The sequence below is a fragment of the Pseudarthrobacter sp. MOO13 genome, from assembly GCF_058267655.1.
Window position 1 is genome coordinate 3,170,836 of record NZ_CM177848.1, and the last position, 16,794, is coordinate 3,187,629.

A 16,794-nucleotide genomic window follows, 5' to 3' on the forward strand; every position below is an offset into this window, starting at 1 on the left:
ATTTCCGCCTGAGAGGAGTCCCTCGTGGCATCACCGTCCGCCCACGGCTCAGCTGAGGTAGCCGTTCGGATTCAGGACGTACTTGGTGGCCGCGCCGGCGTCGAACTCGGCATAGCCCTTGGGCGCGTCTTCCAACGGAATCGCCTTGGCGTTGACGTTCTTGGCAATGTGCACCCGGTCGTTCAGGATGGCCATCATCAACTGCCGGTTGTACTTCATGACCGGGCACTGGCCCGTGGTGAAGCTCAAGGATTTGGCCCAGCCGGTGCCCAGGCTCAGCGACAAGGCACCCTTCTTGGCGGCCTCGTCGATGCCGCCCGGGTCGCCGGTGACGTACAGGCCGGGGATGCCAAGGGCCCCGCCGGCCGCCGTGAGCTCCATCAGGGAGTTCAGGACCGTCGCCGGTGCCTCCTTGGCGTCGTGGCCGTGCCCCTTCGCCTCGAAGCCGACGGCGTCCACACCGCAGTCCACCTCGGGGATGCCGAGGATCTGCTCGATCTGGTCCTTCGGATCACCCTTGGACAGGTCCACCGTCTCGCAACCGAAGCTGCGCGCCTGGGACAGCCTGCCCTCGTTCATATCGCCCACAATGACGACGGCGGCACCCAGCAGGTGCGCGCTGGTGGCGGCTGCGAGGCCCACCGGGCCGGCACCCGCAACATACACCGTGGATCCAACACCCACCCCCGCCGTGACCGCGCCGTGGAACCCGGTGGGGAAGATATCCGAAAGCATGGCCAGGTCCAGGATCTTCTCCATGGCCTTGTCCTTGTCCGGGAACTTCAACAGGTTCCAGTCGGCGTACGGCACCAGCACGTAGTTCGCCTGGCCCCCTACCCAGCCGCCCATGTCCACGTAACCGTAGGCGCTGCCGGGACGGTCCGGGTTCACGTTCAGGCAGATGCCGGTCTTGCGCTCCTTGCAGTTCCGGCAGCGGCCGCAGGCGATGTTGAACGGCACCGAGCAGAGATCGCCCACCTTGATGAATTCGACGTCGCGGCCTACCTCCACCACTTCGCCGGTAATCTCGTGGCCCAGGACCAGGTTCGGCGGAGCCGTGGTGCGGCCGCGGACCATGTGCTGGTCCGAACCACAAATATTGGTGGCGACTGTCTTGAGGATGACCCCGTGGTGGACGGGGCGCCCCACGTTGGCGGGGTTGACCCCCGGCCCGTCCTTGAGTTCGAACGTAGGGTAGTCAATATCAATTACTTCGACCTTGCCGGCTTCCTTGTAGGCAATGGCTTTGTTCCCTGTCATCTATCGCTCCTGTAGTCAGGTCCGTCCGGTGGGACGGCAGTGATCTGGGTAGGTTGAAAAACCCCGGACATGGGACCCGCCCTGCTCCACTGGCGATTCCTGATGAATATCAGGGGCAGGTTCCCGGCGTGGGGTCCGCCCAGTCTAGGCAGGCCCCCGGGAGCGGTCTAGGGGTAGGTGCCCCCTGTTTGCCGGGGCAACTGTCTATCGACGCGTCCCCAAGGGGAAGCGCCTATAGTGGCGTACGCGGCACCCACCGGCTTCCGCGCAAACAGGCGGGCCGGCTGCCCCTAAGGCAAGTTCTACCGTTGAGGAGAACGGCATGAAAACACGCACTATTGGACAATTGACTGTTTCCGCCCTGGGCCTTGGCTGCATGGGCATGAGCGAGTTCTACGGCGACGGCGACGAGCAGGAATCGATTGCCACGATCCACGAGTTCCTGGACGCCGGCGGGTCGCTGCTGGACACGGCGGACATGTACGGGCCCTTCACCAACGAACAGTTGGTGGGCCGCGCAATAGCGGGCCGGCGCGATGACGTGGTGCTCGCCACCAAGTTCGGCAACGAACGCCGCGAGGATGGTTCCTGGGTGGGCATCAACGGCCGCCCCGAGTACGTCAAGTCGGCCTGCGACGCCAGCCTCCGGCGGCTGGGCGTGGACCACATCGACCTCTACTACCAGCACAGGGTGGACAAGACGGTTCCTATCGAGGACACGGTGGGCGCCATGGCGGAACTGGTCCAGGCCGGAAAGGTCCGGCACCTCGGTTTGTCCGAGGCGTCGGCGGACACCATCCGCCGGGCGCACGCGGTGCACCCGATCACGGCGCTGCAGACCGAATATTCGCTGTGGGAGCGGGAGCCGGAAACCAAGGTGTTTCCCGTGCTCGACGAGCTGGGAATCGGGTTCGTGCCGTACAGTCCGCTGGGCCGCGGGTTCCTGACGGGTCAGATCCGCAGCGTGGACGACTTCGCCGACGACGACTTCCGCCGGCATTCGCCACGGTTCCAGGGCGAGAACTTCACCCGGAACCTTGAGCTCGTGGACCGGGTGAAGGAACTGGCCGACCACAAGCAGTGCACTCCCGGCCAGCTGGCACTCGCCTGGCTGCTGGCACAGGGTGAACATATTGTCCCGATCCCAGGCACCAAGAAGCGCGAGCGGCTGCGCGAGAACCTGGGCGCGGTGGAAGTGGAGCTCAGCGCCGATGAGCTGCGGCTGCTGGACGAATTGGCCCCCGCAGGGTCGACAGCGGGCGCCCGCTACCCGAACATGTCCACTATCGACACCTGAGACATCCGGTGTCAGCAAAGGAGAAACCATGACAGTCAACGACGACGAAGCCCAGGTGCTGGACCAGTGGACCCACCGGCTGGCGCAGGCACTGCAGATCCTGGACCTCGACGTGGACCAGGAGCTGTTGCTGGACCTCGCCCGCAAATCCGCCGACAACGTGATCCATGCGGCCGCGCCCATCACCACGTTCCTGGTGGGGTACGCAGCGGCGCTGGACGCGGGGACGGGCAGCGCCGGGAGCCGTGAGGCGGCGTCGGCTGCCGTGGCCAAGGCGGCCCGGGTCGCCCTGGGCCTGGTCGACGACGGCGCGCACGGCGGGCCCGCCGGCCGCGGCTGGGCGGACACGGGACAGTAGCCGGCAACGGCCCGCAGACTCCCCGCCATGTGGACACGTCCCCTTCGCGTGACGCAGGGAAAAGTCCAAACGGCGGGGAGTCGCTCGTTCGCGTGCCGCCGGGGCACGGTCAGCTGGGTTTCGACAGGCCCACAACCTGTCAGCCTGCGGCGGCGGGCTCCTCTTCAAGGACTTTCACAGGCTCAAGGCGGACGATGACGGCTTTGGACGCCGGGGTCTGGCTCCCCTCCGCGACGCTCTCCAACGGGACCAGAACGTTGGCCTCGGGGTAATACGCTGCGGCGCAGCCCTTGGCAGACGGGTAGGACACCACCCGGTAGTTGCGCAGGACCCGTGCCACGTTGTCCTTGTAGACGCCGTGGATGTCCACGTGTTGCCCGTCGGCGAGGCCCAGTTCGGCAAGGTCCACGGGGTTGACGAACACTACCTCGCGGCCTTTCTTGATGCCCCGGTAGCGGTCGTTGTTGCCGTAGATGGTGGTGTTGAACTGGTCGTGCGAGCGCATGGTCTGCAGGATGAGGGTTCCGGCCGGCCGGTCAACGTGTTCGAGTTCGTTGACGGTAAGCATGGCCTTCCCGGTTGGGGTGTTGAAGGTACGGGAATCCCGCGGACCGTTGGGCAGCACGAACCCGCCCTTTTGCCTGACTTTGGTGTTGTAGTCCTCACAGCCAACCACCACGCGGGCGATGTGGTCCCGGATGAGGTCGTAGTTCTTTTCGAACCCGGCCCAGTCCGCGGACGTCCGGTCCCCCACCGTGGCGGCGGCAAGCCGGCACACGATGGCAACTTCGGAGAGCAGCCCGGGGGCCACCGGCTCCACGACGCCATGGCTGGCATGGACGGCGCAGACAGTGTCCTCCACCGAGACGAATTGTGGGCCGGAGTCCTGCCGGTCGATCTCGGTCCGGCCCAGGGTGGGCAGGATCAGGGCTTCGGCCCCGGTCACGGCGTGGGAGTGGTTGAGCTTGGTGGAGATTTGGACGGAAAGTTCAGTGTTCTCCATGGCCGCTTCGGCGGCCTCGGTGTCTGAAATGGCGCCCACGAAGTTGCCGCCAAGCCCTACGAAGACCTTGACGCCGCCGTCGCGCATTCCACGGACGGTCTGGACCGCGTCCAGGCCGTGGTCGCGCGGCGGCTCAAACTGGAACTCCCGGCCAAGGGCGTCCAGGAAGGCCGGCGGCATCTGTTCCCAGATTCCCATGGTCCGGTCGCCCTGGACGTTGCTGTGGCCGCGGATGGGCGAGGCGCCGGCACCGGGCTTGCCGATGTTGCCGCGCAGCAGGAGCAGGTTGATGATCTCCTTGATGGTGGCAACGCCCTTTTTCTGCTGGGTAATGCCCATGGCCCAGGTGATGATCACCTTGTCCGCCGCCAGGTAGCGGGCCGCCAGTTCGTCGATTTCCTCAGACCGCAGGCCGGTGGCTTCCAGCACCGCGGCTTCGTCCAGGTGGGCCAGGTGCGCCCGCAGTTCCTCGAGACCGTCGCAGTGTTCGGCAAGGAATGCGTGGTCCAGGACTTTACCGGGGTTGGCGGCCTCGGCGTCGAGCACGCGCTTGGACACCGCCTGGAGCAGCGCCATGTCACCGCCGATGCGCACCTGCAGGAACTGGTCGGCGATTTGGGTGCCGTGGCCGATGATGCCCTTGACCTTCTGCGGGTTTTTGTAGCGCAGAAGTCCAGCCTCGGGCAGCGGGTTGACAGCGACGATATGGCCGCCGGCTTCCTTGGCTTCTTCCAACGCCGTCAGCATCCGCGGGTGGTTGGTGCCCGGGTTCTGGCCCATGACGATGATCAAATCCGCCTTGCCGAAGTCATCGTAGGACACGGTGGCCTTGCCCACGCCAATGGTCTGCCCCATGCCCCACCCCGAGGATTCGTGGCACATGTTGGAGCAGTCGGGGAGGTTGTTGGTGCCGTAGGCGCGGATGAACAGCTGGTACAGGAAGGCTGCTTCGTTCGAGGTGCGGCCGCTGGTGTAGAACGTGGCCTGGTTGGGGTCCGGGAGGGACTTGAGCTTGTCAGCCAGGATCTGGAAGGCGCGCTCCCACGTCACCGGGCGGTAGTGGTCCTCCCCCGCAGCCTTGTAGACGGGCTCGGTGAGCCGGCCCTGCATGCCCAACCAGTATTCGGACCGCTTCCGCAGTTCGCTGACCGGATGCTCTGCCCAGAATTCGCTGCCGACCACCACCGGGGTCGCCTCCCAAGTGACGGCTTTGGCACCGTTTTCGCAGAACTCGAACGTCTTGCGGTGGCCGGGATCAGGCCACGCGCAGCTCATGCAGTCGAAGCCGTCCTTCTGGTTGAGGGCCAACAGGGTTTTCCGCGACCGTTCCACACCCATGTGCTGGACCGCCGGCTGCATCGAGTGGTAGACGCCCGGAACTCCCGCGGCCCAGGTCTTGGGGTGGCCGGTCACCTCGAGATCGGACTCTTCCGGTTCTTCGACCTTCGGGTTCTCGCGCGCCACAACATGCTCCTTGTTCGCCGGCTCCCGGAAGGACCGGCTGGATTGGCGGATATGTCACTCCACAGTTGTTGAGCATTCCCGTGAAGTCAAGCACCAGGGCCCTGGCGTAGGCTGGTTCCCACGGCTGAAGCAGGCGGCCATTGTTTCCTTCCGTGCGGAGCCCTTTTTTCATGTCCGACGAACCTGCCCTTCGCGCCCTTGCGGCCTCGTCCTTCTCCCTGGACAACCTTCGGGAAGGCCAACTGGCCGGCATGGCCGCCCTCACCGGGGGCCGCGACGTCCTGGCCGTCATGCCCACGGGGTACGGAAAGTCCGCCATCTACCAGGTCGCAGCCCTGCACCTTCACAACCTCACCGGGCGTCCCGCCGTCGTGGTTTCGCCGCTGATCGCCTTGCAGGAGGACCAGCGTGAATCGCTGGTTGCGGATCTGGGGCCGGATGCCGCCGTCGCCATCAATTCCGCACACAGCGACGCCGACGTCCACGCCGCCTGGCAGTCGGTTGCGGACGGCAGGGCCGTGTTCGTGTTCCTGGCCCCGGAGCAGCTGGCGCGGCCGTCAACGGTGGACCGGCTCAAGGCTTTGGATGTGTCCCTGTTCGTGGTGGACGAGGCCCACTGCGTCTCCTCCTGGGGCCATGACTTCCGCCCGGACTACCTGGGCCTGGGCACGGTCCGGGAGCAACTGGGCAACCCGCCCGTGGCCGCGCTGACCGCCACGGCTTCCCCGCCGGTGCGCGATGAGATCGTGGAGCGGCTGGCCATGAAGGACCCGCTGGTCCTGGTCCACGGCTTCGACCGGCCCAATATCAGCCTGGCTGTGGTCCGGCACCACAAGGACAAGGACAAACGCAAGGCGGTGATGGGGCAGGTGGCGGACCTGGCCCGGACGGGAAAGGGCCTCCTGTACGCCGCCACCCGGAAAGACACCGAAGAGTACGCGGCGCGGCTGGCGGCAAAGGGGCTGCGCGCCGAGGCTTACCACGCCGGCCGGCGCGCCGCGGACCGGGAACACATCCACGAGCTGTTCCTGCATGACCAATTGGATGTGGTGGTGGCCACGACTGCCTTTGGCATGGGCATCGACACGCCGAATGTCCGCTTCGTGGTCCATGCCGACATTCCGGAATCACTCGACGCCTACTACCAGGAGATAGGCCGCGCCGGCCGCGACGGAAACTCCGCCGCCGCCGTGCTGCATTACCGATCGGAAGACCTGGGGCTGCGCAAATTCTTCAGCAGCCGCTCGCCCAATCCCGGTTCGCTGCTGGCGGTCCTGAAGGTCCTCAAAGCCGCCAAGGCTCCCGCGCCGAAGTCATCCCTGGCGGAACTGACGGGCCTCCCGGCCCGTCGCATCACGGCGCTGGTCAACCTGCTGGAAGAGATCGGTGCCGCAAGCAGCGGGAAACGGGGAGTCCGCCTGACCTCCAAGGCCAAACCGGCAGCGCTGGTGCAGGACGCCGTGGAGCTCGCCGAAGCCCGGCAACGCGTAGACCAGTCCCGGCTGGGCATGATGCGCGCCTACGCCGAGGCGGACGGCTGCCGGCGGCAGTTCCTGCTGGGCTACTTCGGCGAGGACATGCCTGAACCGTGCGAAAACTGCGACGCGTGCACGGCGGAAGTCCACCGAGCAGCTGCGCCTCCGGCCGGCAAGGACACGGACGACGACGGCGGTCCGGCGTACAGCGCCGGTGCACCGTTCCCGCCACAGTCCACAGTGGTGCACAAGGAGTGGGGGCCGGGCCTGGTGATGCGGCAGGAGGGGGACGTCATCACAGTGCTGTTCGAACAGGAGGGGTACAAGACGCTGTCGCGGTCCGCCGTCGTGGAGCACCATCTCCTGAAGCCCGCTTAGGTAGGCTGGGGTAACCTCCGACGAAAGGCCCGCCGCGTGGAAACCCCTGCCTACGCCTGGATCCTGACCATTGTGGTTATCGCAGGGCTGCTGGCCTTCGATTTCTTCTTCCATGTCCGGAAGGCCCACACCCCGTCCCTGAAGGAATCGGCCGTCTGGTCCGCCATCTACGTGAGCATCGCGGTGCTGTTCGGGCTGGCTGTCCTCATCTTCGGCGGGCCGGACATGGGCACCGAATACTTCGCGGGCTATGTCACGGAAAAGGCCTTGTCCGTTGACAACCTCTTCGTATTCCTCATCATCATGGCCAGCTTCAAGGTGCCGCGCGCGGACCAGCAGAAGGTGCTCCTGTTCGGCATCATTTTCTCCCTGATCGCCCGCACCGCGTTCATCTTCCTGGGCGCCGCGCTGATCAACAGTTTCGCCTGGGTCTTCTACATTTTCGGGCTGATCCTGCTGGTCACCGCGGGCCACCTGCTCAAACCGGATGACCACGACGACGACTCCGACGGCGTTGTGGTGCGGCTCGCCAAGAAATTCCTGCCGGCCTCCGAACACTACGACGGTGACAAGCTGTTCACCGTGGAGAACGGCAAGCGGGTGCTGACCCCCATGCTGCTGGTGATGGTGGCGATCGGCGGCACGGACATCCTGTTCGCCCTGGATTCCATTCCGGCGATCTTCGGCCTGACCCAGAACGTGTTCATCGTCTTCACGGCCACGGCGTTCTCGCTGATGGGCCTGCGCCAGCTGTTCTTCCTCATCGACGGCCTGTTGGACCGGCTGATCTTCCTCTCGTACGGGCTGGCCGTCATCCTCGGTTTCATCGGCGTGAAGCTGGTCCTGCACGCCCTGCACGAGAACACCCTGCCGTTCATCAACGACGGCGAGCACGTCAACGTGGTGGAAGTCAGCACCGGGGTTTCCCTGGGCGTGATCCTCGGCGTGCTGCTGCTGACGATCCTGGCGTCGGTCTTCAGCCCCAAGGGCAAAGCCAAGAACGCTGTCTCCGGGGCCAGGCGGCACGCCGTCGAGTACCTTGACCTCAACTACGAGACCGACATGGCGGAACGGGACAAGATCTTCGCCAAGATGTGCCGCGAAGAAGACCAGATCCGCAAGCTTCCGGAAAAGTACAAGCGGCTTGTCCGGCACGAAACGGAGTTCCTGGAACTGCTGCGCAGCGCCCATGAGGAGCACGACAAGGCCCAGGTCAGGGCGGCCGCGGCCGAAAGCTGAACCAGGGCCGCCGCTGCGGGGCGGATTACCGGCCCAGCGCAGCCGCGCCGCCTGCCAGGCTGGTGATCCGGCCCCAGTCCTTGGCCGCGACGGCGTCTGCCGGGGTGAGCCAGCTGCCGCCGACGCAGGCCACGTTGGGCAGCTTGAGGTAGTCCGGCGCGGTGCCCGGGCTGATGCCGCCGGTGGGGCAGAACCGGACGTGCGGGATGGGCGCCCCGATGGCGGCCAGGTAGGACGGCCCGCCTGCAGGCCCGGCGGGGAAGAACTTCATCGCATCCAAACCGGCCTCCAGGACGGCCATTACCTCCCCGACAGTGGCGACGCCGGGCAGCACCGGGACGTCCAGGGACAGCATGTGGGTGAGCAGCGCGGGGGTGACACCCGGGCTTACCAGGAACGTGGCCCCCGCCTGGACTGCGGCGTCCGCCTGCCCCGGCGTGAGGATGGTGCCAGCGCCCACCAGGATGTCCGGCACCTCCTGGGCGATCAGCTTCAGCGAGGTCAGTGCGGAGTCCGTGCGCAGGGTCAGCTCAATGATCTTCACGCCGCCGTCCACCAGGGCACGGGCCAGGGGCACCGCATCCTGGGGGTCGTCGATGGTGACCACCGGGATGACAGGTGACACGCGGAGGACGCCTGATGCGTCAGCCATGGTGGATCTCATTTCCCAGGCCGTCCGGCCCGTTGGTGTCGATGGTGCGGCAGTCCTCAGGGAAGGTGGCTGCGGCGTGGGCAGAGGTCTGCTCGAACGTGGGGATGAGGCCTGTGCCGCCCTTGCCTCCGACCACCAGCGAGGAAGCCGCCGCACCATACCGGACCGCCGTCGGGAAGTCGTCGCCCAGCACCAGGCGTGCGGTGAGCGTGCCCACAAACGCGTCCCCGGCGCCGGTCTGGTCCACTACCGCGGGCGCCGGAATGGCGGTACCCACGCGGACTGCACGCCGGTTTCGCCGGACCATTCGAGCTGGACGCCCTTGGCGCCGCAGGTGACAGCTACGTTGGCGGCCCCCATCGAGCGCAGCTTCGCAGCCGATGCTTCGGGCGAGGAAACTCCCAGCAGGGCTGCCGTCTCGCCCGGGAAGGAGGGCGTCACCAGGAAGGCCTGTGTGGCAAGTTCGGTCAGTGCCGCCGCCGCGTCCACAGCGGTGGTGAGCCGGGGCCGGTAGTTGGGGTCGTAGACAAAGCGTTTGGCTGCGGACGCGGCCTTGACGACGGCGGCGCGCGCCGTCGTCGAAATGGCGCAGGTGATGCCGCCCGCCACCACCGCGCCGGCCGCGCCGAAGACGTCCGGGTCGACATCGTCCGGCCCAAGGGTGGACCCGACGCTGCCGCTGCGGGCGTAGGTGAATTCGCGTTCGCCGTCGGGGTCGCTGTGCACCAGGTAGACGCCCTGCTGCCCGCGACGGAACGTCAACTGGTCGGTGACGATCCCCAGCTCGGCGATCCGGGCCGCGATGGCCTGACCCAGGTCGTCGTCCGTGAGCACGGACAGCAGGCCCACGCGGGCACCCGCTGCTGCGGCGGCTGCAGCGACATTGAGGGCGTCTCCGGAGATGCCCAGCCGTGCTGGTACGCCATGGCCGAAGGGCTGGTCGGTGGCGACTTCGATGAGGATCTCCCCCATCACCACCACGTCAAAGGATTCAAAGGCTGCAGTGTTCACCAGTCGTACACCGATCCGTCCAGGCGCCGGTTGACTGGCGCGTTCTTGGGGTCGAAGGGAAACCGCGCGGCGGCGCCCCCGTTGCACTCTACGCCCAGCCCGGCGGGCCGCGCCCGGGTCCATGCACCTGTCTGTCAAGGTGCTGGAAAGCGCGCAGCCCTTTTGTCGGCCCTCCTTGCTAGGTTTGATTCCAGGCCAGGGAAACCGTCTCCGGGCCCGCAAACAGTTGGGGAGGCCCCGTGTTTCTGCTGGACGCTGCCGGTCATCATGCCGGATCCGCTGCGCCGCCGGACCTGGTCTTCTCCGCCAGCGACCTTGTGGCAGCTTCCGAGTGTGAGTACCGCACGCTGCGAATCCTGGACGAAAAGCTGGGGCGTACTCCCAAGGCAGAGTTCCCGGTCGATGAGATGCAGAAGCGCGCCGGCGAACTGGGCGACCGGCATGAACAGACCGTGCTGGCCAGCCTGGTGGCCAAGTACGGCCAATGGGACGCGGGCCGCGGGTCCGGCGTCTACTCACTGGACCGCGGCCAAAACCTCCGCGGCGAGCTTCAGGCGAAACACGCAGAGACCGAACTTGCCCTGCGGTCCGGGGCGGACGTCGTGTTCCAGGCCACCTTCTTCGACGGCGAGTTCCTTGGTTACGCGGATTTCCTGGTCAATGAGGCGGCAGGCACCGGGAACCCCGGCCGGTACGAGGTCTGGGACACCAAACTTGCCCGGCACGCCAAGGTGGGGGCCCTGCTGCAGCTGGCTGCCTACGGCGACCAGCTCCTCGGGATGGGGCTGGATCCCTCCCCCGCCGTCACGCTGGTCCTCGGCACCCGCGTCGGCGACGATTGGCTGCGGAGCAGCCATTCCCTGCCGGACCTGCTGCCCGTTTTCCGTGAACGACGGCGGCGCTTCCGCCAACTCACAGCCACCCACCGGGCGGCCGATGGTCCCGTCCAGTGGCAGCAGCCCGGCGTCGTGCATTGCGGGCGCTGCGACTACTGCGCCGAGCAGGTGAAGTTGCACAGGGATCTGCTGATGGTGGCGGGCATGTCCGTGGTCCAGCGACGGAAACTTCATGCTGCGAAGATCACCAGCATCGATGAACTGGCAGCCATGCCGGCCGGCGAAGCCAGGAACTCCGTGGCCCGGCTCCGCGCCCAGGCGAGGATGCAGCTGGGCCTGGACCAGCCCGCAGGCTCGAGGACATTTACCAAGGATGGCCAGCCGCACACGGTCTCCTACACGGTCCTTCCGGACAACACCATCGGATCGCTGCCCGCCCCCAGTGCCGGGGACATCTTCTTCGACTTCGAGGGCGATCCGCTGTGGCAGGACCCGGCCACCGGCGCGTGGGGCATTGAATACCTCTTTGGCGTCATCGAGGCCCCGGTGCCTGGTGCGGAAGGCGATCCCGTCTTCCGCCCGTTCTGGGCGCACTCCCGTTCCGGGGAGCGCCGCGCCTTCCTGGACTTCCTGGACTACGTGGAGAAGCGGCGCGCCCGGTACCCGGACATGCACGTTTACCACTACGCCCCGTACGAAAAGACCGCGCTGCGGAACCTTTCGCTTGCGCACCAGGCGGGCGAGGACACGGTGGATGACTGGCTCCGGCAGGGGCTGCTGGTGGACCTGTACGCCACGGTGCGGCATTCCCTTCGGATCTCGGAGGCGTCGTACTCCATCAAGAAGCTTGAACCGCTGTACATGGGAGACAACCTCCGGTCCGGGGACGTCAAGGACGCCGGCGCCTCCGTGGTGGCATATGCCGCTTACTGTGCCGCCCGTGATGCCGGCCGCCGGGACGAAGCCGTTGCCGTCCTGGCGTCCATTTCGGACTACAACCGATACGACTGCCTTTCCACCCTGCGGCTCCGGGACTGGCTGCTGGAGATCGCCCCGACGGCGGTCCCAGACACCCGGTCCGCCCGGCTGCCGGTGAACACCGCGGAACCGGCACGGGCCGGTGGGCCGCCGGCCGCCACCACGCCTATCGGAAATCCCCCGCCCGACGACCTCCCGGACGCGCCGGACGAAACCCCCGAGGAACTGCAGCTGCGCGGGTACCTCTCGGCCCTTCCCGATGACCGGCCCTGGACCGATGATGAGCGGGCCGTCGCCATGGTGGCAGCGGCCACCGGCTACCACCGGCGCGAGCGGAAACAGTTTTGGTGGCAGCATTTCGACCGCGTCGAAGCGCCTGTGGAGAACTGGGCGGACCAGCGGAACGTGTTCACAGTGTCATCGGCGGAGGTCATTTCGGACTGGGCCCTCGCCAAACCACGGGAACGGATGCGGACCAGGGTCTTGCAGCTCCGCGGCACCATGACGGAAGGTTCAGATTTCCGGGTCGATTCCAACTGGTGCCGGCTCTATGAAGCCCCCGGGCCCGAGGGCATGGCTGCCCCGAATGCAACACCACAGGCCAAGGCCTATGCCTTCAAGACCCGCATCCACGACCTCGCGGCGGCGCCGGACAACCCGGAGCACACCATCATCACCATCTCGGAGCGGGAATCCGGAAGGGTGGCCGCGTACCCGCACCTTCCCATAGCGCTGACCGAGGACACCCCCATCCCAACAGACAACATTGAGGCCGCCATCGCGGAACTTGCCAGGACTGTCGGCTCCACCGTGCCCGGACTGCCCGCACAGCCGGGCCTGGACATCCTGCGCAAGGTGCCTCCGCGGTTCCGCAGCATGGGCGCCCCGGCCGGGGTCCGGCACCTACCGGACGGCACCGTCGACTACGCCGGAGCCATTGCCGCATCCCTGCGGGACCTCGATACCTCATACCTGGCCGTTCAAGGACCCCCGGGAACGGGCAAGACCCACATCGGCGCGCATGTGATCGGCGAGCTGGTGCGGGCGGGCTGGAAGGTGGGGGTGGTTGCGCAGTCGCACAATGTGGTGGAAAACCTCCTCTGCCGTGCCGTCGAGGCGGGCCGCGTGGACCCTTCGCTTGTGGCCAAAAAGCTCGCCGCGCCCCACTCTGTCCCGTGGACGGCAACGGATGAGCGTGATGTGGGACGCATGCTGGCCGCACCCGGCGGCTGCCTGGTGGGCGGCACCGCATGGACCATGACCGGCAAGGAAGTCCCCGCCGGGTCCCTGGACCTGCTGGTGATCGACGAAGCCGGCCAGTTCTCGCTGGCCAACACCCTGGCGGTCTCCCGCGCGGCGAAACGCCTCCTCTTGTTGGGCGATCCGCAGCAGCTCCCCCAGGTCACCCAAGGGGCACATCCGGAACCTGTGGACGAATCAGCCCTGGGCTGGCTCGCCGCGGGGCATGCGACCCTCCCCGCAAGCCTGGGCTACTTCCTCGCCGATACCTGGCGGATGCACCCGGAGCTGTGCAGGGCAGTTTCGAACCTCAGCTACGACGGCAAGCTGCAGTCCGCACCAGCCGCGGGCCAGCGCGAACTCGATGGGCTGCCGCCCGGGGTGGAGACGGTGTTCGTCAACCACAGTGGCAATGCCACAGCGTCCAAGGAAGAGGCGGAGGAAGTGGTGCGGCAGGCGCGCCGCCACCTCGGCCTGAAGTGGACCTCCGGCCCGGACGCGGGGTCACGCCCGCTGGAGCAGCAGGACCTGATGGTGGTGGCCGCCTACAACGCCCAGGTGCATTTGGTCCGGAGGGCGTTGGCCGAAGCCGGGCTGCCGGAGGTGAAGGTGGGCACGGTGGACAAGTTCCAGGGCCAGGAAGCCCCGGTAGTGTTCGTCTCCATGGCGTGTTCGGCGGTAGCGGAGGCTCCGCGCGGCGCGGAATTCCTGCTCAACCGGAACCGCATCAATGTGGCAGTCTCGCGCGGGCAGTGGCGGGCCGTCATCATCCGCTCCCCCGAACTCACCAGCTATATGCCGCACAAACCGGCGGCACTGGAGGAACTCGGCGCCTTCATCGGCCTCAGCCCGCGGGAGTAGTCGCGGCGGGCGCCGGGGCGCAAGCTTGGGACGGGGCGGTCAGTGCGCCCGGAAACCGCGGAAGTGGCCCCCGGCCCGGGACGTTGACCCGTCCACCCGTTCCACCCGGCCCGGGGTGCTGCCGGAGTTGAGCCACTCCAGGAACTGCCGGACCTTGGGCTCGGGTCCTTCGGCCACGACTGACACCGATCCGTCGTCGCGGTTGGCCACCTCACCGGACAATCCCAGTTCCTCCGCTTTGGCCATGGTCCAGTACCGGAAGCCCACACCTTGGACCATGCCGAGCACCCGGGCATCCAGCCGCACGGCATCCCCAGCCGAACCGTCCTTCGGTGTCCCTGCGTGCCTGCCCATGGTGTTCCTCCTCGGGACCGGCCAACTTCCTCCCGGCCGCGGCACCTAACGCACTGAAGGCGCGGCTTCCTGCCAGGGCCGGGAGGAGATACCGGCTAGTTGATGGTGATGTCGCGGGTGGCGTGGTTGTAGCGGATGGTCACCGTGCCGCCGGCGTGGTGCAATTCGTGGTTGGGGCCGTCAAACGCACCGAAAGCACCATAGTTTTCGTCCCACGAGCGGTTCAGGGCGATCTTGAAGGTGTAGTAACCGGCAGGAAGCTCGGCGCTCTTCTTCCAGAGCTGGTCCAGGAAGTCGAACTCCATCTGCGCTTCGTCGTACTGCGGCGCCCAGTTCTCCGGTGCGCCCAGGATGGTGTTGAAGTCGCCGGCCAGTGCCACGGCCTCCGGCTGCGGGTGGGTTTCGACATCCGGACCCTCGAACGGTTCGGTTGCGGGCACCGCGGTTTCGGCCTTGGCCTTCGCCGGCGCCTTCTTCCGGACAGCCTTCACCACAGGTTCCACGGCGTCTTCGATGGCCTTGGCGGCCTTGCCCACAGCGGCGGCCGCCTTCTTGGCCGGCGCTTTCCTGGCGGGAGCCTTCTTCGCCGCTTTGGCGTCATCCTTGGCGGGAACTTCCAGGACGGAAGCAGCTGCGGAGACCGGGCGGACAAAGCCTTCGGGAGCGGTGGGGACCGGCGTGTCGGCAGGGACGGGCGTGCCGGCGTCGAGCGCTGACGCGAAGGAAACCGCGTCAGGGAAGGCAACCGTGGCGCGCATCCCGTCCTCGGTGATGGTCCAGCCGGTACGGCCCTTGACCAGCCAGCCGGCCTTGACCAGTTTGGCGGTCGCCGAGGTGAGGGTCTTGTGGCCGCGGGGAATTCCGCCGCTGAGGAGTTCGGCTTCGTGCTCGTTGAAAGGCACGCGGGCCGTTGCTTCCGCCAGGACCTGGCCAGCATTCAGTGCATCGCCGGACCACACGCCTTCGGTCAGGACATCCAGGACGGTCTTGAGACGAAGATAGGTGTTTTCTGCGGTGGACTTGGCCATGATTCCCCTTATATAAAAGCGATCGGTCTTAGGCATCTTGCCAACTGCCTATTAAATCGCGCGACTTTAATTGGTTAACTCTGCGTGTCGTGACCGACTATGAAGCGGATAGTCCCGCAAGTGAGGCGGAGGTCTCGGGTAAGGGCCGGCTGCATAACCCTCAAGCGCTGACATGGGTGCTGCCTTGCACTCCCCAGACACGCCTGCGGCTCCCAGTTTACCGGCCCGGGAGCCGCACTGTTGCCCGCGGCACAGCGGGTGCTCAGGCGGTGGCTTCCCGGCTGTTCAATTCCTCCAGCAGCTCCGCTTTCCGCTCCTCCGAGGCGAAGGAAGAGTGGATGGAATTCGCCGCCAGGCGGGCCCTGTCAAAGTCGGACAGCTCAAACACCGCGGTCAGTTGGGCGAAGTTGTCATCCACGTAACCGCCGAAGTACGCAGGATCGTCCGAATTGACCGAGACGTTCAGGCCCGCGGCCAGCATGGCGGGCAAGGGATGGTCAGCGAGCGTGTCCACTGCCCTCAACCGCACGTTGGACAGTGGGCAGACGGTGAGGGGAACCCGGGCATCAACCAGGCGCTCCACCAGGTCGGCGTCATCCATGCAGCGGATACCGTGGTCGATGCGTTCCACGCCCAGGAGGTCCAGGGCCTCAATGATGTACGACGCCGGGCCTTCCTCCCCTGCGTGCGCCGTCAGCCGGAGGCCGGCCGCGCGGGCCTTTGCATAAAGCCGCTCGAACTTGGAAGGCGGGTTTCCGACCTCGGCCGAGTCCAGGCCGATGGCTCCGATGGGAGCGTCCATGGCCAGCAGGCGCTCCAGGACTTCCAACGCCGAGTCTTCCGGAAGGTCCCGGAGGAAAGCGGCAATGAGCATGGTGGAGATGCCGTAGTCCTCCCGGGACGTGGCCAGGACCGAGGCCACGCCGTTGACGCATGCTTCCAGCGGGACGCCGCGGGACAGGTGTGCCTGGGGGTCCATCATGATTTCGGCGTGCCGGACACCGGCGGCGGCCGCCCGCTCAAGGTAGGCACGGGTCATGTCCGCGAAGTCCTGCTCGGTACGCAGCACGGCCATGTTGGCGTAGTAGAGGTCCAGGAATGACTGCAGGTCCGTGAACTCGTACTTTTCGCGGAGTTCTTCCAACCCGGAGTAAGGCAGGACAATGCCGTTGCGCCCGGCCAGGGCAAAGATGAGCTCGGGCTGAAGCGTACCTTCGATATGCAGGTGCAGTTCGGCCACCGGGAGGGGCTTGGTGGGGACCGCGGGTTCCGCGGGGACCGCTTCGGATTCGGGCATGGTGCTGCCGCCGGCGTAGGTTTCCATCCGGACAGGATAATGCCCGGCGGCCGAATCACCACTA

13 protein-coding genes are annotated in these 16,794 nt (G+C 66.6%); 5 read left to right on the forward strand and 8 right to left on the reverse strand.

Annotation, left to right across the window (positions count from 1 at the left end):
• Nucleotides 1–48 precede the first annotated feature (48 nt).
• Nucleotides 49–1,260 carry a formaldehyde dehydrogenase, glutathione-independent gene (fdhA, locus tag AC4EEO_RS14480; protein ID WP_491339146.1) on the reverse strand — a complete coding sequence of 404 codons (1,212 nt, stop codon included), beginning with the start codon at nt 1,258–1,260 and terminating at the stop codon, nt 49–51.
• A gap of 322 nt (nt 1,261–1,582) precedes the next feature.
• On the opposite strand from fdhA, the gene AC4EEO_RS14485 reads away from it, so the two are divergent.
• Nucleotides 1,583–2,557, forward strand: a complete 975-nt coding sequence (locus tag AC4EEO_RS14485) for an aldo/keto reductase (RefSeq protein WP_491339147.1) — start codon at nt 1,583–1,585, stop codon at nt 2,555–2,557.
• Nucleotides 2,558–2,585: 28 nt separating this feature from the next.
• Nucleotides 2,586–2,915 carry a DUF6457 domain-containing protein gene (locus AC4EEO_RS14490; protein ID WP_018762248.1) on the forward strand — a complete coding sequence of 110 codons (330 nt, stop codon included), beginning with the start codon at nt 2,586–2,588 and terminating at the stop codon, nt 2,913–2,915.
• Between the two features lie 139 nt (nt 2,916–3,054).
• On the opposite strand, the gene AC4EEO_RS14495 is transcribed toward AC4EEO_RS14490, so the two are convergent.
• Nucleotides 3,055–5,382, reverse strand: a complete 2,328-nt coding sequence (locus tag AC4EEO_RS14495) for an FdhF/YdeP family oxidoreductase (RefSeq protein WP_491339148.1) — start codon at nt 5,380–5,382, stop codon at nt 3,055–3,057.
• Between the two features lie 170 nt (nt 5,383–5,552).
• Between AC4EEO_RS14495 and AC4EEO_RS14500 the strand changes: the two genes are divergently transcribed.
• On the forward strand, nt 5,553–7,235 hold the full coding sequence (locus AC4EEO_RS14500) for a RecQ family ATP-dependent DNA helicase (RefSeq protein ID WP_491339149.1): 1,683 nt from the start codon (nt 5,553–5,555) through the stop codon (nt 7,233–7,235).
• Between the two features lie 36 nt (nt 7,236–7,271).
• The gene (locus AC4EEO_RS14505; protein ID WP_133832472.1) at nt 7,272–8,474 is read left to right on the forward strand and encodes a TerC family protein; all 1,203 of its coding nucleotides are present in this window, start codon (nt 7,272–7,274) and stop codon (nt 8,472–8,474) included.
• Nucleotides 8,475–8,499: 25 nt separating this feature from the next.
• On the opposite strand, the gene eda is transcribed toward AC4EEO_RS14505, so the two are convergent.
• Genes eda through AC4EEO_RS14520 form a run of 3 tightly spaced genes read right to left on the reverse strand, consistent with a single transcriptional unit; the run spans nt 8,500 to nt 10,137 of the window.
• A complete protein-coding gene (gene eda / locus AC4EEO_RS14510) occupies nt 8,500–9,126 on the reverse strand; it encodes a bifunctional 4-hydroxy-2-oxoglutarate aldolase/2-dehydro-3-deoxy-phosphogluconate aldolase (RefSeq protein ID WP_133832473.1) in 627 nt (208 codons plus the stop codon).
• Nucleotides 9,119–9,403 carry a PfkB family carbohydrate kinase gene (locus AC4EEO_RS14515; RefSeq protein WP_491339150.1) on the reverse strand — a complete coding sequence of 95 codons (285 nt, stop codon included), beginning with the start codon at nt 9,401–9,403 and terminating at the stop codon, nt 9,119–9,121. The genes eda and AC4EEO_RS14515 overlap by 8 nt, the downstream gene beginning before the upstream one ends.
• Nucleotides 9,373–10,137 carry a PfkB family carbohydrate kinase gene (locus AC4EEO_RS14520; RefSeq protein WP_491339151.1) on the reverse strand — a complete coding sequence of 255 codons (765 nt, stop codon included), beginning with the start codon at nt 10,135–10,137 and terminating at the stop codon, nt 9,373–9,375. Before AC4EEO_RS14520 ends, AC4EEO_RS14515 begins: the two co-directional genes overlap by 31 nt.
• A gap of 239 nt (nt 10,138–10,376) precedes the next feature.
• On the opposite strand from AC4EEO_RS14520, the gene AC4EEO_RS14525 reads away from it, so the two are divergent.
• Nucleotides 10,377–14,051 carry a TM0106 family RecB-like putative nuclease gene (locus AC4EEO_RS14525; protein WP_491339152.1) on the forward strand — a complete coding sequence of 1,225 codons (3,675 nt, stop codon included), beginning with the start codon at nt 10,377–10,379 and terminating at the stop codon, nt 14,049–14,051.
• A gap of 39 nt (nt 14,052–14,090) precedes the next feature.
• Here the strand turns inward: AC4EEO_RS14525 and AC4EEO_RS14530 are convergent, their stop codons facing one another.
• The 3 genes from AC4EEO_RS14530 to AC4EEO_RS14540 all read right to left on the reverse strand — a co-directional run bounded on the left by AC4EEO_RS14530 (nt 14,091) and on the right by AC4EEO_RS14540 (nt 16,757).
• Nucleotides 14,091–14,405: an acylphosphatase gene (locus tag AC4EEO_RS14530; protein WP_285318507.1), complete on the reverse strand. Its 315-nt coding sequence runs from the start codon at nt 14,403–14,405 to the stop codon at nt 14,091–14,093.
• 95 nt (nt 14,406–14,500) lie between these two features.
• Complete coding sequence (locus AC4EEO_RS14535; protein WP_285318505.1) at nt 14,501–15,433, reverse strand: pullulanase X25 domain-containing protein; 933 nt, start codon at nt 15,431–15,433, stop codon at nt 14,501–14,503.
• Nucleotides 15,434–15,695: 262 nt separating this feature from the next.
• Nucleotides 15,696–16,757, reverse strand: a complete 1,062-nt coding sequence (locus tag AC4EEO_RS14540; RefSeq protein WP_491339153.1) for an adenosine deaminase — start codon at nt 16,755–16,757, stop codon at nt 15,696–15,698.
• Nucleotides 16,758–16,794: the final 37 nt, after the last annotated feature.

Bases quoted from the DNA above. Each gene is read 5' to 3' on its own strand.
- eda (WP_133832473.1), bottom strand. From the start codon at position 9,126: ATGGCTGACGCATCAGGCGTCCTCCGCGTGTCACCTGTCATCCCGGTG.
- fdhA (WP_491339146.1), bottom strand. From the start codon at position 1,260: ATGACAGGGAACAAAGCCATTGCCTACAAGGAAGCCGGCAAGGTCGAA.
- AC4EEO_RS14535 (WP_285318505.1), bottom strand. From the start codon at position 15,433: ATGGCCAAGTCCACCGCAGAAAACACCTATCTTCGTCTCAAGACCGTC.
- AC4EEO_RS14530 (WP_285318507.1), bottom strand. From the start codon at position 14,405: ATGGGCAGGCACGCAGGGACACCGAAGGACGGTTCGGCTGGGGATGCC.
- AC4EEO_RS14500 (WP_491339149.1), top strand. From the start codon at position 5,553: ATGTCCGACGAACCTGCCCTTCGCGCCCTTGCGGCCTCGTCCTTCTCC.
- AC4EEO_RS14485 (WP_491339147.1), top strand. From the start codon at position 1,583: ATGAAAACACGCACTATTGGACAATTGACTGTTTCCGCCCTGGGCCTT.
- AC4EEO_RS14540 (WP_491339153.1), bottom strand. From the start codon at position 16,757: ATGGAAACCTACGCCGGCGGCAGCACCATGCCCGAATCCGAAGCGGTC.
- AC4EEO_RS14490 (WP_018762248.1), top strand. From the start codon at position 2,586: ATGACAGTCAACGACGACGAAGCCCAGGTGCTGGACCAGTGGACCCAC.